The following is a 21,225-nucleotide window of genomic DNA, read 5'->3' as shown; positions in this document are numbered from 1 at the left end:
CAAAGGTCAGGCAGTAAACATAGCAAAACTGATTGGAGCATGGTTTTAACTGAGCTGATCGGTCAGGCAGTGATTCGCAGGGTAACCACTGCCTTTTTGCACACAACGTCTATTGCGGTTTATTCATTACAGGAGGGCGCTTTCGTGGCCTGCGTCTTCTGCGTTTTTGACCCCCTTTGCCGCCACCAGGGCGTGAGCGAAGGTCGCGAATCATGCTGTTCCTGTCTTGGTCAGCGGAGTCCTGAATGTCGGTCCACCACTGGCCTGAATCGTTCAAATCTTCTCCGGCAGCTTCCCTGAGAACCAGAAAGTCATAAGCCGCTCGGAATTTGGGGTGCTCCATTAACGATTCAATGGACTTAGGCTGCCGGCGCTCCAAACGATATTGCATCTCCCAGATGTCTCTGACGACCATGGTAAAACGCTTGGGCACTGCTGTGTGAGTGCACTGATTATCCAGAACAGTCATGGCTGCCTGTTGCAATGCCGGTGCTGGAGGAACCCCTTGTTCGCGCAGATCTCTGGACAGCCTTTGCAGAGGGGCCCAGAGGAAGGCGGCGAAGAGGAATGCCGGTGTTACCGGTTTACCACGGGCTATTCTGGAGTCGGTACTTTCCAGAGCCTTGATAATGAGTGCTTCTGTGCATTTATCCTGGTCTTCCAGACTGTGATGAGTCGCTGGAAACAGATATTGGAGCAGACTGTACTCACGCATGAGTTGGAATGTTTTTACACCATTGCCGGATTGCAGCAATTTAAGGACTTCATCAAATAAGCGGGCTGAAGGAATATCACTTAACAGGTGAGCCAGATCAAAGATGGGCTCAGCTGTAGCGGGATCCATATCAAAATCAAGCTTGGCGACAAAGCGCAGGGCTCGCATCATTCTGACCGGATCTTCATGGTACCTTTTGACCGGGTCTCCAATGAGTCTCAGGGTGCGATTTTCAAGGTCCTGAACACCGCCGCAATAGTCGATGACCGAGTAGTCCCGCACATCGTAGTAGAGAGCATTGACGGTAAAGTCACGACGAATAGCGTCGTCTTTCATGGAGCCGTAGACATTGTCTCTCAGAATCCGTCCGGAGTCGGAATGATGAGACTTATCCTTGCTGTGGTTGTCATTCTCGGCTTCTGCATCATGGCTGGCCCTGAACGTAGCGACTTCGATGACTTCGCGGCCAAACAGAATATGAACCAGCTTGAACCTTCGGCCAATGATCCGGGAGTTACGAAACAGTCTGCGAACCTGCTCTGGAGTGGCATTGGTAGCCACGTCAAAATCCTTGGGGTGAAGATCCAGGTACAGGTCTCTGATACAGCCCCCTACCAGGTAGCCTTCGTAGCCATTACTGTTCAGCCGGTGAAGTACCTTCAAGGCATTTTCACTGATTCCTCTGCGCGAGATAGGGTGGCTTTCACGGGGAAGGCGGATCTGATCTTCAGAAATGGAATAATCAGACTCCCGAATGGAATCAGGTTCAGGAAGCTGCGGCTCAGAAGGTGCGGGATCTGTTTCTGGAGAATGTTTAAGCCAGAAGTAAGCAGCAAGCAATATGGCCAGCACCACTAATACTGTAATAATGATGCCTGTCATGATGAGTTTTGCATGAAGTCTTTGTTGGTTAGTCAGTAAAACCGTCGTGGTGGATCAGATGTACTGCTCCAGTCTGGCGTACATCATAGCATTCCCGTAGGGGATGATGACACTGGTTTATGGTGGTAAGGGAACAAAGTGAGCATCTGGGCAGGTGTCAGAGAGAAAAGAAGACAGGGGGAAGTCAATTCCCCCTTGGTTGGCGAATAATTATTATTTTTATTGTATCGCCGGAGTTTGTAAGTGGATGATTTTGCTGGCTACCTTTTCAGGGCAGGCCCAGGGGCATACCGCAAAACAATCAACTTACTGTTGCCCTTATTATTATTGTTATTTGGGCGAAGCTTCTTATTTTTATTATTTGTGCTTATTGTTATTGTTTTGTCAGTATATGGCATAGGTTGTGCCAACTTTTTTAACGTATTGATTTTAAAGTTATTTTCTTTGTTGCTCTGTTTTTTTGGGAGGAGGGGTTACGGAATATTGTTACCTTGGGAGCAAATAAGTACTAATACGTAACACTTAAAGGTAACACTTAAAGGTAACACTTTGCCTCGGAGCGTTAAGTCCGACTTTGTTCTGTACGAAGCCGTGAAAAAACTGAAGTTGTCCCGCTAGTTTTGCCGGGGGGACAGAATCAGGTAGTTGCGATCCTGATCGATCTGAAAGTGGAACTGACCCAGTGCATTCATCCCCAACAGACCTTCCGCAAAGGGATACCCCAGATCCAATCCTGCCACTTCCAGATTCTTGAGAATGTATTGTCCCAGATGCAGCTCTTTCACCTGGTAGAGAGGTGCAAAAGCTATTCCACTGGCGGTTTTTAATTCCGTATGGCCAACCCGGTGGGCCATCTTCCGGCGTTTGAGCTCTTTCAGAAGTGTGTTGGGCAAGGTGGTCAGGCTGGCACCGGTATCGATTAACAGCCGCGACTGGCTGTTGTCCTGAGTCTGGGCTGCAGCTATATAGTGATGACCTTCGTTAAAAAGAGGAATCGCTGAAGAAGGCGTCTCCTCAGGTTCTTCCGGAATTGGGGGGAGCAAGTCTGACAGCTGGCGGGATGCAAGTCGTCCAAACTCTTCATCGGTTTGCAGTAACTCCAACTCCCGAATAGCGCTGTCATGCTCATCTAACACTATGTATCCCTGAGCCAGCGCAAACCGATAAAAAGCGTACTCTGGTTCTAGGGCCGCCAGCTTATGAAACAGGGGCAGAGTGTCGGGCAGCTGCTGGTTTTTTTGTTTGTTGTTATAGAGAAGACGGCTTAGTTTGTGGATCTTTGTTGCTGTGCTCTCCAAATCATCAGGCTGTAAGGTAAAGGAGCGAGCACTGATCAATACTTCAATCGCCTTTTCAATCGCCTTTTCCAACGCCTCTTGTTCTGTGTACAGTTGCGCCAGCTTTTGCAATAGAACCGTGTCTTGATAGTAGTGTTGGGTAAAGCGTTCCAATGCATCAATGCTGTCTTCCCGGTGCTCAGACCACTCATCCATTTTCTGCAAGAATACGGTTTTCAGGCGCTGGCTGAGATCGGAGTCCTGTCGCTCATGTCGTTGATAGATGATCAGAGCATCATCGTATTTATGCTGTTCCAGTGCCTGCTCAAAGTCGATGATTTCCTGAGGTATAGCAGGCAGATCAAGGGTGTTACTGAAATCCTGAAGAGGCAGCCACTCCTGATAGTCGAGTCCTTCTGAAGAAGGCTTTTCACCGCGCACAGCCAAAAGCTCATGCCACCACCACCCGGTAATCAGACCCGTGGCAAACATCATGATGGACAGTGTCAGAAGCCTTAGAACCAAAAGCTTTTTCAACAGAATTAGGACTCCATTTGAGAGACTGCTTGGGAAGTAATGGATCGGTTAAAAATCCAGAAAGAACGGCCATATTTTCCGATCAATTCGATTAAATAGGTCAACTATTCGCACGAATTGATCGAAGCTGTCTAGAACGCTCATGGCTGTGTCTCAGTTCTACTGGATTTTTACCTCGCCCCCTACTTCCCAAGCAGCCTCTTAGCATTTTTGCTTCAGTCTAGCTCGACTCCAAAGGGGGAGTCGAAGTAATCTGTTGGAGTCCTTATTAGTTCTTGGAATCCGGTAGTTGTTCCTCTCTTATGCAAACCGGGTTCTTTTACGCAGGATGGGATGTTTTTGGTGGGCCTTTTCACTTTAAAAAATAAGAATCTATGGTCCGGCATCTCCATCGTGACGGTATGAAATGGAGACTGTTTTATGAGTAAAAAAGTGGCTGTCATTCTTTCCGGTTCGGGTGTATTCGACGGCAGCGAAATCCATGAGGCTGTTTTAACCCTTCTCAGCCTTGATCGCCGTGGAGCCAGCTACCAGTGCTTTGCTCCTGATATTGCCCAGCATCATGTCATTAACCATGTGACCGGTGAAGAAATGGAAGAAAGTCGGAATGTTCTGGTAGAAGCAGCCAGAATTGCCCGGGGTGAGATCAGGCCGGTTCGGGAGCTGAAGGCGGAAGACTTTGATGCCCTGATTGTGCCCGGTGGTTTTGGGGCTGCAAAAAATTTATCGGACTTCGCCTTCAGTGGCAGTGAACTCAGGGTTCAGATTGGCGTCAGCTCTGCAGCGAAGGCTTTCGCAGAAGCAGGCAAACCCGTCGGGTTGATGTGTATTGCCCCTGCCATCGCGGGTCGTATTTTTGGTGAGGGTGTGTTGGCCACCATTGGTAATGACGCTGAAACTGCCGCTGCACTGGAGCAGACCGGAGTTAAGCATGTAGAGTGTGCTGTGGATGATATCGTGGTGGACGACACTCACAAGCTGGTCACAACTCCAGCCTATATGACTGCGAAAAGTATCAGTGAAGCGGCAGAAGGAATCGACAAACTGGTAGATCGTGTTTTGTTGATGGTTTGATTTTTTTTGTTGTAAAGCCACTGTATTAAAATCACAGTGGCTTTTTATCGGTCAGTATCTTCTCCAGAATTTTTTCCTGGCCAAAAACACGGGCAAATTCTTCCGCTGTTTGTCCGGCATTATTCTGTTGCTGAGTGTCGCACTCACTTTTCATCAGTCGGTAGGCCATTTTCAACTCCCCCCGAAAGATGGCTGCCATTAATGCCGTGTTCCCTCTGTTGTCCTGAAGGCAGGGGTCGGCTCCTTCTGACAGAAGTAGATTGAAAACGTCTGGCTGTCCGTTATAAGTAGCCACCATCAAAGCCGAATAGCCCTTGTGATTCAAGACGTTTACCGGGAAACCGGCTTCCAAAAAGGTACTGATTACTTCTGTATCGTTAGTACGTGCTGCCGCAAAGAAAAAATCCATCAACTGTTGTGCTGCCTGGCTTTGATCGAGACTTTCAGAAGTAGCTGGTGTGGTTTGCTCTGGATATTCTGAAGCGCTAGCCTGTACCTGTTGATCGAAAGCAGCGAGTCCTATAAACCATGAAAACAAGATAGCGTAACGCATAGAGTCACCTGTTTTTTAACGACAGTGGCACACACTAGGTGCACCACTGTGTATCATCGAAGTTACCTGGACATGTTCTTGACGGTTTTCATATTGCCGCCAATCGCTTTAGCCAGTTGCTCACCAAACTCTTTGTCAGCCCGGTAAAAGTGGCTGAGCATTACGTACTTCACTTCCTCATTGGTGACCTTGCCAAGATCTCCAGCCAGGTTGCTCACCAGGTTTTTGCGCTCCTGTTTGTTGAAGCTGCGATAGAGATCGCCAGCCTGGGCAAACGGCAACTGTTTGCTGATAGCCCGTTGCAGGTATTCTCCTTCAATCGGCAGAGAGCTGTAGCGCCCTTTAGCTTCTTCTTTTCTGGGATCCAGACGGCTGGGTTGATAGTTGACATCCGACTTCTGATTCCCCTGGTTGCCTGCACCGTCCTGATTCCAGTTGTTCACCGCCACTCTTGGACGATTAACGGGAATCTGTTGATGGTTAGCGCCAAGACGGTACATCTGGGTGTCTGCATAGGAAAAGACCCTGCCCTGTAACAGGCGATCTTCAGAAGGTTCGATGCCTGGCACTATGTTGGCTGGTGCAAAAGCAGCCTGTTCTGTCTCCTGGAAGAAGTTATCCGGAGTCCGGTTCAGCGTCATAGTGCCCACTTTGGTTTCTTTGATGTCGGCCCACACTTTGGTGGCATCCAGTGGGTTGTAGTCAAAGTCATCCAGCTGCGACGGTTTGAGTACTTTGATGAAGAGATCCCATTTTGGGTAATCACTGTTGGCAATGGCTTCATACATGTCACGAGTTGCATGACTGAAGTCCTTGCTCTGTACTTCTGCAGCGTCTTCAGCGGTCAGGTTCTTAATGCCCTGGCGGCTTTTCCAGTGAAACTTCACGTAGGAAACATCACCACCGTTGTCTACGAATTTGTAGGCATGCACGCCAAAACCGTCCATCTGACGCAAGTTGGCCGGTGTGCCAAAGTCGGAATAGACCCAGGTCAGCATATGAGTCGATTCAGGAACATGACTGAAGAAATCGAAGAATCGATTGGGGTCCTGCTGATTAGTAATCGGAGAAGGTTTCAGCGAGTGAACCATATCCGGGAATTTGATGGCATCGCGAATAAAGAATACCGGCAGGTTGTTACCAACCAGATCCCAGTTGCCTTCTCGGGTATAAAATTTAGTGGCAAACCCTCTTGGGTCACGCAGAGTTTCCGGTGATCCTTTGCTGTGTATGACGGTGGAAAAACGAACAAATACCGGAGTCACTTCACCCTTTTTAAAAACAGCTGCCCGGGTTAAATCGGAAATGTCACGATTGGCTTTGAATTCTCCATAAACGCCGGTTCCACGGGCGTGAACCACTCGCTCAGGAATTCTCTCCCGGGCAAAACGCTGGAGTTTCTGAATCAGCTGAACATCCTGAAGCAAAACAGCCCCGTTCTCGCCGGCAGTGTATGAGTTCTGGTTGTCACCTACCACAGCCCCGTTATCTCTGGTCAGAGGTTCGGCCTGAAGGGTGGTGGATATGGCAAGAGCCAGTATTGTGCAACGGACAATAAGTCTCATCGTTTTTATCTCCTGGCCCCGTGCAAGCACTTTTAACGGCGGAACTGCTTTCAGGGGATTTGTTTTTCCCATCGTTTTAAGTGGGGATTTTTAAAACTGGCTGACTCGATTCAGTCAGTTACGACTAAGGCTTTGTGTATTGAATCAGTTGGGGCACTAAGGAGGCAGTTGGTTTTCTCTATCTGGATCATAGAGAAAATTAATGATTTCAAGTGTGTTGTGTAGTTGTCATATGGAAGGAATTAGCAGTATTGATTTCGAACTGAAAGGAGTATCAGGAGTGGATTTTAATGATTTGTGAGAAGCCCGTGATAATTCTGTGAGAAATTCTTGTGATGTTCTCAGTCACCCGTAATGCAAGTGAAATGTGCTGCCCGCTCTTCCTGGATTTCAGGCCGAAATGGCCTTGATCTGACAAGGACAGGCTTCCCACTTTTCACAATCATTTCATTTGACTGGAGACAAAAACAATGAGGATGGAAAGCCACAACAGCCTGGTGACCTCACTATCACTAAATCAGTCCCTGGAAGACGTTGCTCAAAACAAGGGGTTCAACCGACAGGCATTGGGAGGGTTAGATCCTAAAGATCAGGCGATGTTCGAGGCTTTTGGTAAAGGCCCTGACAGACAGATTCCGCATTATGCCATTCATCAGGCGTTTGAACTGCAGGCCCTGAAGCAGGAAAACGCTACTGCCGCTCAGCACAAACAAGAAACAATGACGTATGGCGAGCTGAACCGTAAAGCCGGTTGGCTGGCTGCTCAACTGGCCTCTACGGGAGTAGGTCGGGGAACTAACGTTGGATTGTTTCTTGAGCGATCTATTGACATGCTGGTGGGTCTGATGGGCGTTCTGAAGACAGGAGCCGCCTATGTGCCTCAGGATGTCAGAATAACCCCGGCAGCCACTTTAACGGATGTGATGGATTTGGCAGATATCAATGTCATTCTGACCTTGTCGCATCTGATGGACAAGATTCCTGCCAGAGAGAATCAAAGAGTACTGGCTATTGATAGCCTGGATTATCCCCGGAAGGACGATCAGCAGTCCTGGTCCCTGACAGTCCCTCGTTCTGCCATTACCCACACTGATAATTGTTTTATTCTTTTTACTTCGGGAACCACTGGCAAACCGAATGGTGTGCAGGTCACCCACGGTAATGTCTGCAATATTCTTTTGACCGAACCGGGCAATCTGGGTATCCAGCCCGGCGATAAAGTTTCGCAGTTACTGAACATCGCTTTTGACATGGCAGCCTGGGAAATTCTGGGTTGTCTGTCCCATGGCGGTACTCTGGTCATTCGGGAAAAAGACTTCACTGAGGCTGCACGACAGTGTGATGTCATCATTGCGACCCCCAGTATTCTTGCACGAGTTGATGTTGAGCAGTGTCATCGGGTTAAAAGTGTTGCTGTAGCCGGTGAGCCCTGTCCAAGACCGTTGGCAGAAAAATGGGCCGATAAGTGCCGGTTTATCAACAGTTGTGGTCCTACTGAAACCACCATCATTAATACTGCACAGCATTTTCGTCCCCATTCCTTAGCTCTCACTATTGGTAAGCCCACACCCAACAATACGGTGTATGTGCTGGATGAGCAGTTGCAGCCTTGCGCGATGGGTGAAGTAGGAGAAATCTGGGCGGGAGGCAAGGGCGTATCAGCGGGATACATCAATAATGCCCAACTGACTCGGGAGCGCTATCAACCGGATCCTTTTATGGCAGATGGCAGCCTGATGTTCAGAACGCGCGACCTGGCACGATGGAATGAAGATGGTGAGCTGGAGCATTTTGGGCGCACCGATGACCAGGTCAAAGTGAAAGGATTTCGGGTGGAGCTGGATGCCATTTCAAGCGTTATCGAATCGGCAGGTTTATGTCAGCAGGCAGTCACGCTAAAGCTGAACGATAAAGAACTGGTGACATTTGTAAGGCCCGCCAGTGCCAACATTCAAAAGTGTTTGAACATCCTGGAAGACAAACTGCCCTACTACTGTCTTCCATCCTCAATGGTTGCACTCCCCGAGTTTCCGGTTACTGCACGAGGAAAAACAGATAAGCGGACTCTGCTGGCAATGATTCAGACCCATGATAATCCGACAGAGAGTCCGGCAGAAAAAGAAGGAGCGGTAGCGTAATGGAAACGAATGCCTATAGCGAAAGAAAAACATTTTGTGCGTCCATTGAACATGAAGAACGGTCAAACAAAATGTTTTTCACAAAAATTGCAGAGCAAGCATCGGAAGAGCCAAGGCATAGCTTTTTCCGAAGACTCATCAGGCATCGCTATTTCGAGCATTATAACCGTCTGGTTTTTCTGGTGCTGACCATTAATGCTGCGATGCTCTGGTATGGATTAACCCAGGCTGGATGGTGGTCTCAGCAAGGTATCAATCTGTCGGTACTGTCCGATATGGTGCTGGCTAATTTCGCCGTAGCGGTGCTGGTTCGACAGCAGTATGTCATCAATTTTTTCTTCTGGGTAGCGACCAGGGCTCCCGTTAGCTGGCCGCTCTGGATTCGATGGACGCTGGCCAAGGTTTACCATTTTGGTGGTTTACACAGCGGCAGTGCTTTTGCCGGAACCCTCTGGTATGCAGCATTTTTGGGCGGTTTGTTTTATCACCAGAGCCATCAGCTGCCTGGTGTGCCTGAGGGGGTTATGGGCGTCATCATGGCACTCATGGCTTTGCTGATTGTCATCGTTGCCATGGCAATGCCGCCAGTTCGAAGCCGGTTTCACAATCAGTTTGAGTGGGTACACCGGTTTGGTGGCTGGTCCGTTCTTATACTTTTCTGGGTTCAAAGTTATATGTTTGCCGGCAGCCTTTCCGAACTGGTCCAGAGTACCTCTTTCTGGGGACTCTGTATCATGACCTTCAGTGTCATGCTTCCCTGGCTGAGATTGAAAAAGGTAAAAATCGATATTAACTCGCCTTCTCCCCATGTTGCTCTGACTCGTTTTGATCATGGTGTCACGCCTTTTGCTGGATCGGCTACGACCATCAGTCGCAACCCATTGCTGGAATGGCATTCTTTTGCCAACGTTCCATCGCCGGATGAGGAAGGGTTTCGCCTGACAATTTCCCGAGCCGGAGACTGGACCGGACAGTTTATTAATGATCAGCCGGAACATATCTGGGTCAAGGGTATTCCAACGGCAGGTGTCGCCAATATTGAAGTGCTCTTCAAGAGGGTTGTTTACATTGCAACCGGCAGTGGGATTGGTCCTTGTTTGCCTCATCTGTTGGCAAAAGAAGTACCTGCCAGCCTGGTGTGGTCCACACGCACTCCGCGTAAAACCTACGGTGATGAATTAGTGGATGAGATTCTTGAGGCGGTGCCTGATGCTCTGATTTGGGATACTGGCAGCCATGGCAAACCTGATCTGGTGAAACTGGCCCATGACGCGGTAGTGGCAACGGGAGCTGAGGCGGTGATTTGTATTGCCAACCAGCCCCTTACCCAGAAAGTAGTTTATGAAATGGAGTTGAGGGGCATCCCCGCCTACGGTGCGATCTGGGATTCATGAGCAACACCCAACCAATAATAAATCTAGAAGGAAACCGTCATGAGCATCATTGTTGAACATAAAAATAGAGTGGTTCTAATCCGGTTGAATCGCCCTGAAGCACTGAACGCACTCAATACAGAAACACTGAATGAACTGCTGGAGATCATGGAACCTTTGGATCGTGATCCGAAAGTGGGGTGCTTTGTGATTACCGGCTCAGAAAAGGCGTTCGCTGCCGGTGCCGACATTCGGGAAATGTCGGGAAAATCCTTTGCCGAGATGTTTCAGGAAGATTTTTTTGCAGGCTGGGAACGCTTTGCCCAATTACGTACTCCGAAAATAGCCGCTGTGTCAGGCTATGCCCTGGGAGGAGGTTGTGAGCTGGCCATGATGTGCGACACCCTCTATGCATCTCAGACTGCAAAGTTTGGTCAGCCAGAGATCAAACTGGGTGTGATCCCGGGAATTGGTGGTACTCAGCGACTGACTCGACTGGTTGGGAAAGCCAAAGCTATGGATATGATTTTGACTGGACGAATGATCACCGCTCAGGAGGCTGAGCAGGCAGGAATGGTGGCCAGACTTTTCAGTACCGATGAGCTGATAAAAGAAACGATCAAAGTAGCGGAGGCCATTGCTCAATACAGCAAGCCAGCGGTGATGGTGGCCCGGGAGGCGGTAGATCAGGCTCTGGAGCTGACCCTGAATGAAGGGTTGCTGTATGAACGCCGGGTATTCCATTCTTTGTTTGCTACTGAGGATCAAAAAGAAGGGATGGCTGCTTTTCTGGAAAAAAGACAGCCGGATTTCAAGGGAATGTAATCCAGTTGTCACGCTTTTCAAAAGGATGTCTGTGCCCATCACAATTTTCCGGGTGCAGGCTTCACACTTTTCCGTTTCTGCGATACAAACAAATCAGCAATTCCATCCTGAGTTAGATCAAGACATGGAAAACAAACGTATCCTGATAGTGGAAGATGAGCAGGAAATCGGTGATCTGGTTTCGCTGCATCTGGGTGATCTGGGGGCTCAGGTCACCCATGTCACGAACGGTAATATTGGACTGCAGGCCGCTGTTTCCGGAGATTGGGATCTGCTGATTCTTGATATCCAGTTGACCGGAGCCAGTGGTCTGGAAATCTGCAGACAGTTGCGGCGACAGAATCAGGTTATCCCTATTTTGTTACTGACCTCTCGTTCGACAGAACTGGATCGGGTGGTCGGGCTGGAAGTGGGGGCTGATGACTATATTCCCAAGCCGTTCAGTATGCTGGAGCTGATTGCCCGGATTAAGGCCATTTTTCGAAGAGTAGCGGTGATGACCAACCACCTGACCTCTGAAGAGATCATCCGGGTCAGGGATCTTGAGATCATGGAAGCCCGTCGTCTGGTGAAGCTGTCTGGCAGAGCCGTTGACTTAACGGCCAGAGAATTCAACCTCCTGATGCACTTTGTGCGTCATCCGGGCAGGGTTTTCAGCCGTACAGAGTTGCTGGACCAGGTGTGGGGTTATAACCATGAAGGGTATGAGCACACTGTGAATTCTCATATTAATCGTTTGCGCAGCAAGCTTGAGCTGGATCCACGACACCCTGAGTATATTATCACTTGCTGGGGGGTAGGTTATAAGCTGCAGGACAATCCGGGAAAAACCCTTCCAAGAATTGTGGTTTAACCGCGTCATTCAGGAACAGGGACATGCTGAATACTTTGAACAGGAAACTATCACTGGCGCTGCTGATTATTGTTTCCGGTGTGGGTTTGGCTGCTCTGGTGATTGGGCAGTGGGGCATGAGGCTCTACTATGAAGAGCTGACCCAGAAGCTTAATCAAAGTATTGCCATGTATGTGACCAGCGAGCATGAACTGATCGAAGGTGACATGGGCAGTGAGCGAGCCATCAGAATGCTGGCACATCAGGCCATGATCATAAATCCGGCGGTTGAGGTCTATCTGCTGGATCCTCAGGGTAAAGTCCTGACCCATACCTTAGAAGAAGGTGAACTGATTCGAGATCAGGTTGATCTTGAGCCTGTGAAAAGATTTATTGCCGGTGATGAGCGCTATCCCATTCGTGCCAACGATCCCAGACACAGCGATATCAACAAGATTTTTTCAGCTTCAGAAATACGGGATGCACGGGGTCTGCGGGGATACTTTTATGTGGTGCTGGGTGGCAGGCTTTATGACGACATCAGTGACCGTATTGCCTGGAGTCATATCAGTAAGCAGATGTTCTGGTCATTACTCATCATTGTTGCCAGTAGTGCGCTGGTGGGTTTGCTGATATTCCGATTGTTGAGTCGGCCACTGACCAAACTCAGTTGTGATATGTCGGAGTTTGCCCAGTCAGAGTTAGGGGCAGAGAATCTTTTTTCTCAGGTCGGTGGACAGACAACCGATGAGGTGGTCCGGTTATCTGCCGTTTTTCAGGCTATGGCCGGTCGAATAAAAACACAATTGGAGCAACTCAGGACCACAGACCGTCTCCGGAGGGAGCTGGTTTCCAATGTTTCCCATGACCTCAGAACCCCTCTGGCCACTATGCAGGGTTATCTGGAAACCCTGATTATCAAAGATGAGAGTCTGGAAGCTGGTCAGCGTATCGAATATCTGAGGCTGGCAGAAAAAGGCTGTCATCGTTTATCCAGATTGATTTCGGATCTGTTTGAACTCTCAAAGTTGGAGTCAGGCAGCAAGAAGCCAGACTTCGAACATTTTTTACTGGCTGAATTAATGTATGACACGGTCCAGAGTTTCCGCCTGACATTAAAAGAACGGGGTATCTCCCTGTCCATCGAATGCAATGAGAGTCAAACCCAGGTATTTGCTGATATCGGAATGATTCAGAGGGTGTTTGATAATCTGCTGAAGAACGCCATTATCCATACCCCGGAGAGTGGTTCTATCCTGATCCGCCTAACGACTTCGGCTAAAGGGGTCAATGTAACGGTTGAGGATACTGGCAGGGGGATCGATGAAAAGGATCTACCGAGAATATTCAATCGTTTCTACCAGGCCTCGCTGACTGCAGAGCATCGAAGCAAGCCCGGAGGTATCGGGTTGGGGCTTTCCATCGTCAAAAGGATTCTGGAGTTGCATGGCAGCCAGATAGAGGTGACCAGCCGATTGAGAGAAGGGACCTGTTTCCGGTTTACTCTGCCTGTTTAGGAGCCTGACTGGGAATAGACAGGTCGGCTACTGAAAGTGCGCTGCTCATCTAATCTTAATAGATGGTTGAATAGATGAGAAAATAACATGGATCGCTATGATGCAGGAGATAACAGCAAGCCTTCTGTTGTTTCCGGACAAACTCCAGATACTTCAGCACAGGCAGAGCAAAAAGAGCTCCCTCAAGCCTGTAAGCCCAAGATTCCCAGATCATCTGAAGAGCATCAGCCCCTGCCTGAGGCTAAACCGGTCGATAGCCGTAGAATTCATGGTAAGCCGAAAGCCCTGACCAATATAGAGTGGTTCGAGTTTGTAGCAGAGGAAGACCCGGTAGCTCTGAATCTGCTTCGAACAAAGCATTACTGTACTTTGCGGGAGCTTGAGGCAGAAATAGCTCTGTCTGATGCAATGAGCAATGAAGGCAGGCCCAGCGGCAGAAAAAAGAAACCGGCCAAGAGAGACTGTCTGAAAAGAACGGACATTCCTGAAAATACCCGGATCAGGCGTTGTTCCCTGCTTTTGAAATTCGGACAGAAACTGACCTTTCTCGGTCAGTTGGAAGAAGCTCAGGACGTGCTGTATCAAGCATTGAAAGACGCGGATGTTGATTCAGATCTGGTTTCAGATATTACTTACAGCCTTTTTATGAATTACAGCCTGGCAGGGGATTATGGTAATGCCCTGGTGCAGTTGGAGCAGTCTATCCGGCAGGGAAACTATCAAGCCTATTGGGAGCTGGCTCTTATCAAACTGGGGATGGTGGAGGAGTATCTTCCCCTCAGTGACCCGGAGAAAGGTCAGGCTGCACTGGCTCTTCTGGAGCAGGAAGTCAGAGTAAATCGGGTTCCTCAAGCGGCCAGTCATGATCTATATGAAGACACAGAAGACACTGCCTTTATGGTTAAGCATGCCTGGAAGGTTTTTCAGCCACTGGTGGAGCAAACTGCGGAAAAAGAGAAGGTGGATAAGTGCCTGATTCAGGTTTTGAAGATTCCCAGACATTGTCAGACTAAAGAGGGATTCAGGCAATGGCTGGCATCCCGGTCTGAGCTTGCCAAAATGCTTTCTTCTGGGCGGGTGACGCCTCTGGTGAATTTTTATCACCGTTTTTCTCGAGAGCGAGTCGAGGCTCTCTGGCAGTTTTTTGATGTCAGGAAAAGCAGTGTGCGAAAGCTATTGAATGACGGGGATACTGACTCAGTGTTAAAGGCTTTCAGAACACTATTGTTGTCTGAATTTAGTGATGAAGAGGTAGAAATACTGTTACCCGATTCTGCAGATGAAGATCTGCTTGCAGATTTGTGCATTTTCCTTGAACGAGACTTTTCAGAGTTCTGGAGTTTGATAGGCGTTGCCGTCATGACCCAGAAGCCATCATCATCATCTTCTTCTTCTTCTTCTTCTTCCTCCTCCTCCTCCTCCTCCTCTACTACTACGTCTTCTTCGTCCCCAACCTTACATATCCCTGCTTTGGTTCAACAGGAGCGTCAGGATCCGGTATCCCGTCATCAGTTAATGGTGATGGCCTTATCTGCATCGCCTGTTATGTGGGCCAGAGATTGTTTGAGGTGCTTGAAAGGAGTGGACTTCAGGCGTGACCGGTACGCCGGATATGTCAGAGCAAGCTGTCTCAGGAAGCACGATCCTGCCAAAGGATATTGGTTAATGGGTCTCTGTTATTCTGATAGCGAAGGGCAAAATGGCGTTCATGGGGTGGCGTGTATTGATAAAGCGGCTCTTGGACTGGGTAACCCTGTTGCAATGATCTGGATGGGGGATGCCGTCAGTCTGAGAGGTGTTTCTGCAAATCCTGTCAAAGAACATTTTCAGAGAGCGCTTAAGTATTATTTACGAGCAGGACGATTTGGTGTTGCTGCAGGTTATATGCGAGCTGCTGATTTGTTGCTGAGTAAAGTGAGTAATGACAGCTCGGTCTGGGAGTATGCAGCCGCTTATTTTGAAAAGGCTGTTGAACTGTTGAAAGAGCAGAGTGATTCTGACGAGGCGCATTATTGCCGGATCATGGTCGATTTGTGTCAACAAACCTTTGCCAGCGAATCAGAAAAAGAGCAGAAAAAACTGCAGTCATCAGGAAGGTCGTCCGGGTCTGATACTTCAAGTGACAAGGAGCCTCAGGAAGCGCGTTCAAAATCCTCTGTAGAGGGCGAACAAAAGGAGACAGTCACTGTAAAGAAAGCTGATGTAAAGAAAGCTGATGTAAAGAAAGCTGAGGCCAAAGTGTCGACTCCTCGTCCGGTCTTAACCGCTACGAACTTTTGGCAAACGCTGAACACTCTGGATAAACAGATCAATGATGAGTGTTATGAGGAAGCCATGGCCGGACTGAAGGCCCTGCAGAAGAAAAAGCTCTCAGTGCTTCATTCAGCTTACCTGCTTCAGAAAAAAGCCTGGCTCTGTCTGAATCAGGTCAAGAATCTTCGATATGAAGCCGGTCAGCGAGATGTTGAAATTCAGAAAGGACTGGATTTTGCTGTGGCTGGTATGAGTCGATTGATCGGAAAAGACATTAACAAAGAGCGTTTGGATCAGCTTGATCTGAAAGATGCTGTTATCCCTATGGAGTACAGGAGGTGCCTGGGATCGTTGATCAGTACATCCTGCAAGTTATTAAAATTGAATGGTGAGCTGGGTAAAGCCAGAAAATTGATGACTCCCGGTCATGAGCACTTGTTTCGAGTAGCAGATGCCGTTAACCCGGATCGCCTGAACAAGCGCTTGAAAGGGCAGCAATATACACAGAGCAAGCTTCAAGTGGTGGATGAAGAAACGTTCAAAGCCATGCAAGCTGCTCTGTGATCACTGTTTTTACTGTGAAAAATATTTTGCTTGGCCATTAGTCATACTCGAGGGTGACGCAAAATATTTTTCTTCGCTCATGGCTGTTTTATACCGCTGTTACAGGAGGCATGGAGGCTACCAGTTTGGATACTTCCTGATCAATGTAATACAGCCCCTTACCTTCAAAGCCAATCATATCGATTTTATCCAGAATGCCCTTGAACAGTTTTTCTTCTTCGTGTTGCTCGGACACATACCACTGGAGAAAGTTGAAGGTACTGTAGTCCTTCTCAGTAAATGCCGTGTGTGCCAGTTCATTGATGCAGCGAGTCACTGTGCACTCATGCTCATAAGTGCACTGAAAGATATCTCTTACTGTCTCATATCGGTGGGGAGGGGCATTGATAGCACCAATTACCGCCATTGCACCTGTCTCGTTGACGTAGTTAAACAGCTTCTGCATATGTTCCATTTCTTCCTGGGCATGGCGGCGCAGAAACGCATTACAGCCATCCAGACCCTGAGCTTCGCACCAGGAAGCCATCTGCAGATAAAGATTGGAGGAGTAAAACTCAAGATTGATCTGATCGTTAAGCTTGTCGACCATGGTTTGAGTCAGCATGGGATTAACCTGTTCGTTCCAAAAAGCTGAATTATAACGGCTTGATGCCGTAGATGAACAATCAGGGTATCCTTTCGCCTTCTCCCATCGCTGTTAGTGGATTGCATCATGACCACCCCCTTCGATAATCCTGATACGCTTTATTGCAAAATGAAAACAGCCTGTGCAGACGACTGGTACAGCTATTGTCACCATGAGTTTGTGCAAGGTATAGCGGATGGCTCTTTGCCGCTTGAAAGCTTCAAACATTACTTGCAGCAGGATTATTTGTTTCTGATTCACTTCTCCAGAGCCTATGCCCTGGCGGTCTATAAAGCCGATAATCTTGAGGATATGAGAGTTGCTTCCGGTTCAGTGGCGGGTATTCTTTCAGAGATGAATCTTCACCTGGAGTATTGCGCCGAGTGGGGCATGACCGAGCAGGACGTTGTGAGCCAGCCGGAAGCCAGGGCCAATATGGCGTATACCCGCTATGTGCTTGAGCGAGGCATGGCGGGTGATATTCTTGATCTTCAAACGGCTCTGTCACCCTGTTCTGTAGGCTATGCAGAGATCGGCCTGAGACTGATCAGTGATCCGGCGACCCAAAAAGAAGGCAACCCCTATTGGAAATGGATTCAGACTTATGGAGGGGATGAGTTTGTTCAGGGAGCGATTAAGCAGGTTGAAGCCATTGAGAAGCTGGCTGCCAGTCGTTTTTCTGAAGGCAGAATGGAATCGCTCTGCCGCACTTTCAGGGAAGCTACCCGCCTTGAAATAGGCTTTTGGGACATGGGGTTGAATCGAACCTTTTGAGGGTGGCTGGTCAGGGTGAGCTGCAATCGGCTGCTAGGAGCCTGACCGAGAAGAGACAGCCCGGCCTAAAGCCCAGAAAGAGCGGCCATCTTTCTCACTAAATTCGATTAAATAGGTCAACTATTCGCACGAATTTAGTGAAACAGCTGGCTCGCTCTACTGAACTTTATGCTCGGGCGCAATTCTCGGTCAGGCTCCTGGAGTAAAAACAGTCTTGAGCAATGAAAGAAAAGATTTTCCGATGGATTGAAGGATTATTTCATCCATTTAACCGCTTTTTTTGGATTAAAAATTCTTTTTAAAAGAATAAATATGCCCGATTTAAATACCTTCTTCTTATCGACCTTGTCCCGCTGACGAATAACGATGTTTGTACTTATCCTGCTGTAAGTCCTGTCAGTACTGGAGTGCCCTTCTACTTAGTCCTCTTTGAGATCCAGTATCTAACAGGGGATAGCGGCCCCCCCATTTTGACAATAATATAAACAATGTCGTTTATTTTTGATCCGTATGGACCCTTACTAGAGTGAAATTGATCGTTTCTTCAGCCAACTTTTACTGAGTTTTTAAAAAACTTACTTAATGTATTGTGTTAAATATTTATGACAAAAAATCAAATCAGAGAGTTCAATAGGTAGATGTATTTCTTCGATGGGTGTGTGTGTAGGTGTTTGTTTGGTTCTTATTGGGGGTAAACCGAGAGCAAAGCTGAAAGTTGGATTGGCGTATCACTTTTAGTGATATGACAATCGTCCCATAGCTTATAAAAATCCGCATATAATTGCTCGATCACAGAATCATTTTTAATAGATCTTGATCACATATTAAAAGCAGAAATGATCTACACCACACAACACATTCAGTCAGGAGTCTAGTGACCATGCAGAAGAAACTGCTTGCCACTGTAGTAGCATCCCTCGTTGCCGGCCAGGCGATGGCCCTGGAAGTTTACAACGATGACGTAAACAGCCTGGAAATCGGCGGTAAGATCGGCGTTAAAACCGTTAAGAGCGACGGTTCCGACGCTGAGATGGGCGATGCCAGCCCACGCATCAACTTCAAGTACGCTCACAAGTTTGACAGCGGCTGGACCGGTTCCGCTGTTGCTGAATGGGGCTTCTACGCTGTTGACGGCGACCAGGACGACCAGTTCTTCAATCGTCTGGGCAACGTTGGCCTGAGCCACGACACTTACGGTGCGTTCACTGCTGGTAAAGCATGGGCTGTAACTTATGACGTATCCGGCTGGACTGATGTCTTCGCTATCGGCGGCGGCGCTGCTATGGGTATCTACAGCGGTCGTGACGGCATGATGTCTTCAAATGACCTGATTCGTGATCTCGATGCTTCTCACGGTGGTGGTGACACTGACGGTACAGCACGTGCTGATGACGTCATTCAATACCGCAAAAGCTTCGGTGGCCTGAATGTTGGTATCCAGTACCAACTGAAAGGTACTGCTGGCAAGACCATGTCAGATGCTACCACAACTGTAGACGGAACACGTGACAGCAGTTACGGTGTTGCCCTGAGTTACGACCTGCCAATGGGTCTGTCTCTTGGTGCTACTTACAACGAAACCAAATACGCTGAAGAACTGGGTCAGATCGGTAATGTGACTCTGCCAGCCTATAGCGGTTCCGACAAGTCAACCTCTGCTACTGTGGGTGCCAAGTTCGAAAATGAAGCTCTGTACCTGGCAGCTACTTACGGTCAGTTTGAAAACAAGACTGCTGTAGAAAAAGGTATACTGGACAAAGAATCTAACGGTATTGAACTGTACGGTAAACTGGCACTGCCTCAGGTTGTTGACGGTTTCTACCTGCAGTCTGGTTTCAACCAGCTGTCTGCTGACGACACCTACACAGGTGAGAACACTGACGCTGAGTTCACCGACTACATGGTTGGTGCTATCTATGAAACTGGCCCAATGCAGTTCGCTTTCGAATACACCCGTGGCGAGAAAGTTAATGCTGGTGGCAAGAAAGACTTTGACGACACCTACGCTGTACAGGCTATCTACTACTTCTAGTCTGAAGCGGTTGGTTTGACAGTAAGCAGTATCTGAGGAAACGTATTCTGTTTTGTCGGACTCTGTCAGAAAAGGCGAATTCCTATCCGGGCTTCGCCTTTTTTATTGCTTCTCTTCACTGATGAGCTTTGGCGCTTCAAGCATCCAAAGTGATGGCTCATTAAGGCAAATTTAGCTGCACTTTGTTATACAGCGACTTACACCCATTAAGCATGCAGTGAAATTTGGTTTCGACAAGAAAGAGTGCAATCAAAAGCAGTCCCGTTGCTATGATCGCTGCGCCTCCCGTTGTGGCAGGAATGTCTATAGTTGTTTTCGGTCGCCTGGTTGTAGAGGCGTCAGGTGCTGTTGGGGACGGGGTTTGATCGGGTATTACCATCATCCCGGAGCCTGATTCTAATTCTGCTTTGGCTTCCCGGGTTTTCAGGCAATGCTCCTGGACTGGATTTACTCTATGGAGGTAGCATAGATCCTTGTTTTTCTCCCTGTTTTTCTCCCTGTTTTTCACTATCCAGAGGTTGGGCATTCGATTTGTCATGATGAATTCCTCTGCGACTTCTTCTATCTCTTGTTGTTCAGAGAAAGCCGGGGCGAAAGAGCTCGTCAGGACAATATTTCCGTCAGGATCCAGATGCTGGCAAAATGTTTGATTGCTCTCCTGTTCCCATTCAAGTCCGTAAATAAAGTCAGTAGCTTTGCAGATATAGTGATAAGAAGATCCCTCTTTTCTGTTGTTGGACACAGATCTCAACTCCAGTAGCGTGCTGATATCTCCTACTGCATCCGCAAGTGATAGGGGTTGAAGAGGCAATGGGCCGGAGAAAGAGAATGGGATGACGCTCAGGAAAGGAACAAGGTAAATATAGCGCACAGAGTTTTCCTGTCACAAACACATAGGGGTCTGTTTAATTTAGCTCGGAAATTTCAGAGAGTGTCGAGCTTTTGCAGTCTGCATCCCGATCCAGGTGGCTTTATGAAATGTCCGGGTTAAGATACAGCATTCGGTTTTCTCAAATAAACAGGGAAGCTTGTTGCTTCCCTTGAGCTTAAAGAGTCAGTTCTACAGACTCTCCATACTGCTCGCTCAGGCACCGGTTTAGCATTTGCATAAACTCTTCACCGTTGCTGTCGGCAATCCAATGCTCTTTGTCTTCATCATAATCAAAATGAAAACCACCACTTTTGGCAGCCAGCCATAATTGCAGTACCGGAGTCTGGCGACTCAGAATAACTTTGGTACCGTTTTCACAGGTGAGTGTGAGAATGCCTGCGGCGGTTTCATAATCAATATCCAGCTCTGCTTCTTCAATAGCGTCTTCAATGGCGACCATCAGGTCGTCCAGCAGATCATGGTACTGGTTTTCGTTCATAGATGTATCCGTCATAAGGGCGCGTTCTCAATTAATCATGGAGCTCAGCTCATTTCAGGAGCATTCAGTGCAAGGCGCAACAGTGCAGGAATATTCAACATCTTTCAATCTGTTGGAACGCTGCAGTGGATGCTCCTGAATGAGGCCTACGGATGCTCTGTAAAGGGGCCATCTCGGCAACTGCTCCTTGCGTTGCTCTAGGAGCCTGTCGGACTTAAGACTATTTCGGCCTAAATTCCAGAAAGAACGGCCCAATTATTCGATGAATTCGATTAAATAGGTCAACTATTCTCACGAATCCATCGAAGCTGTCTAGAAC

At 48.1% G+C, this 21,225-nt stretch carries 16 protein-coding genes; 9 read left to right on the top strand and 7 right to left on the bottom strand.

The window, feature by feature from the left end; all coding sequences use genetic code 11:
- Nucleotides 1-109: 109 nt before the first annotated feature.
- A complete protein-coding gene (gene pcnB, locus ACR2PX_RS10840; RefSeq protein ID WP_433999369.1) occupies nucleotides 110-1,597 on the bottom strand; it encodes a polynucleotide adenylyltransferase PcnB in 1,488 nt (495 codons plus the stop codon).
- A 614-nt stretch (nucleotides 1,598-2,211) separates the two neighbouring features.
- Nucleotides 2,212-3,411, bottom strand: coding sequence for a retroviral-like aspartic protease family protein (locus ACR2PX_RS10835; RefSeq protein WP_433999368.1), 1,200 nt, complete (start codon nucleotides 3,409-3,411; stop codon nucleotides 2,212-2,214).
- 420 nt (nucleotides 3,412-3,831) lie between these two features.
- On the opposite strand from ACR2PX_RS10835, the gene elbB reads away from it, so the two are divergent.
- The gene (elbB, locus tag ACR2PX_RS10830; RefSeq protein ID WP_433999367.1) at nucleotides 3,832-4,485 is read left to right on the top strand and encodes an isoprenoid biosynthesis glyoxalase ElbB; all 654 of its coding nucleotides are present in this window, start codon (nucleotides 3,832-3,834) and stop codon (nucleotides 4,483-4,485) included.
- Between the two features lie 31 nt (nucleotides 4,486-4,516).
- On the opposite strand, the gene ACR2PX_RS10825 is transcribed toward elbB, so the two are convergent.
- Both ACR2PX_RS10825 and ACR2PX_RS10820 read right to left on the bottom strand, forming a co-directional pair.
- Complete coding sequence (locus tag ACR2PX_RS10825) at nucleotides 4,517-5,038, bottom strand: ankyrin repeat domain-containing protein (protein WP_433999366.1); 522 nt, start codon at nucleotides 5,036-5,038, stop codon at nucleotides 4,517-4,519.
- Between the two features lie 62 nt (nucleotides 5,039-5,100).
- The gene (locus ACR2PX_RS10820; protein ID WP_433999365.1) at nucleotides 5,101-6,603 is read right to left on the bottom strand and encodes a catalase; all 1,503 of its coding nucleotides are present in this window, start codon (nucleotides 6,601-6,603) and stop codon (nucleotides 5,101-5,103) included.
- A gap of 470 nt (nucleotides 6,604-7,073) precedes the next feature.
- On the opposite strand from ACR2PX_RS10820, the gene ACR2PX_RS10815 reads away from it, so the two are divergent.
- The 6 genes from ACR2PX_RS10815 (at nucleotide 7,074) to ACR2PX_RS10790 (ending at nucleotide 16,105) form a co-directional block, all read left to right on the top strand.
- The gene (locus ACR2PX_RS10815) at nucleotides 7,074-8,741 is read left to right on the top strand and encodes an amino acid adenylation domain-containing protein (RefSeq protein WP_433999364.1); all 1,668 of its coding nucleotides are present in this window, start codon (nucleotides 7,074-7,076) and stop codon (nucleotides 8,739-8,741) included.
- Nucleotides 8,741-10,135, top strand: a complete 1,395-nt coding sequence (locus ACR2PX_RS10810; RefSeq protein ID WP_433999363.1) for a hypothetical protein — start codon at nucleotides 8,741-8,743, stop codon at nucleotides 10,133-10,135. The genes ACR2PX_RS10815 and ACR2PX_RS10810 overlap by 1 nt, the downstream gene beginning before the upstream one ends.
- A 39-nt stretch (nucleotides 10,136-10,174) precedes the next feature.
- Nucleotides 10,175-10,939, top strand: a complete 765-nt coding sequence (locus ACR2PX_RS10805) for an enoyl-CoA hydratase (RefSeq protein WP_433999362.1) — start codon at nucleotides 10,175-10,177, stop codon at nucleotides 10,937-10,939.
- A 124-nt stretch (nucleotides 10,940-11,063) separates the two neighbouring features.
- Complete coding sequence (locus ACR2PX_RS10800) at nucleotides 11,064-11,792, top strand: response regulator transcription factor (RefSeq protein WP_433999361.1); 729 nt, start codon at nucleotides 11,064-11,066, stop codon at nucleotides 11,790-11,792.
- Between the two features lie 23 nt (nucleotides 11,793-11,815).
- Nucleotides 11,816-13,288: an ATP-binding protein gene (locus tag ACR2PX_RS10795; RefSeq protein WP_433999360.1), complete on the top strand. Its 1,473-nt coding sequence runs from the start codon at nucleotides 11,816-11,818 to the stop codon at nucleotides 13,286-13,288.
- 87 nt (nucleotides 13,289-13,375) lie between these two features.
- Nucleotides 13,376-16,105 carry a hypothetical protein gene (locus ACR2PX_RS10790; RefSeq protein WP_433999359.1) on the top strand — a complete coding sequence of 910 codons (2,730 nt, stop codon included), beginning with the start codon at nucleotides 13,376-13,378 and terminating at the stop codon, nucleotides 16,103-16,105.
- A gap of 88 nt (nucleotides 16,106-16,193) precedes the next feature.
- Here ACR2PX_RS10790 and ftnA read toward each other — a convergent pair whose 3' ends face one another.
- Nucleotides 16,194-16,709 carry a non-heme ferritin gene (gene ftnA / locus ACR2PX_RS10785; protein ID WP_433999358.1) on the bottom strand — a complete coding sequence of 172 codons (516 nt, stop codon included), beginning with the start codon at nucleotides 16,707-16,709 and terminating at the stop codon, nucleotides 16,194-16,196.
- Nucleotides 16,710-16,817: 108 nt separating this feature from the next.
- Here ftnA and tenA point away from each other — a divergent pair, with 108 nt between their 5' ends.
- Nucleotides 16,818-17,504, top strand: coding sequence for a thiaminase II (tenA, locus tag ACR2PX_RS10780; RefSeq protein WP_433999357.1), 687 nt, complete (start codon nucleotides 16,818-16,820; stop codon nucleotides 17,502-17,504).
- 880 nt (nucleotides 17,505-18,384) lie between these two features.
- Nucleotides 18,385-19,536: a porin gene (locus ACR2PX_RS10775; RefSeq protein ID WP_433999356.1), complete on the top strand. Its 1,152-nt coding sequence runs from the start codon at nucleotides 18,385-18,387 to the stop codon at nucleotides 19,534-19,536.
- Nucleotides 19,537-19,696: 160 nt separating this feature from the next.
- On the opposite strand, the gene ACR2PX_RS10770 is transcribed toward ACR2PX_RS10775, so the two are convergent.
- The gene (locus tag ACR2PX_RS10770) at nucleotides 19,697-20,407 is read right to left on the bottom strand and encodes a hypothetical protein (protein ID WP_433999355.1); all 711 of its coding nucleotides are present in this window, start codon (nucleotides 20,405-20,407) and stop codon (nucleotides 19,697-19,699) included.
- A 175-nt stretch (nucleotides 20,408-20,582) separates the two neighbouring features.
- A complete protein-coding gene (gene cyaY, locus ACR2PX_RS10765; protein ID WP_433999354.1) occupies nucleotides 20,583-20,906 on the bottom strand; it encodes an iron donor protein CyaY in 324 nt (107 codons plus the stop codon).
- Nucleotides 20,907-21,225 lie beyond the last annotated feature (319 nt).

It is taken from the genome of Endozoicomonas sp. (assembly GCF_051008435.1).
Lineage (GTDB): Bacteria > Pseudomonadota > Gammaproteobacteria > Pseudomonadales > Endozoicomonadaceae > Endozoicomonas_A.
Note: the sequence above shows the minus strand (reverse complement) of the source record. Positions and strands in the feature narration are given on the sequence as shown.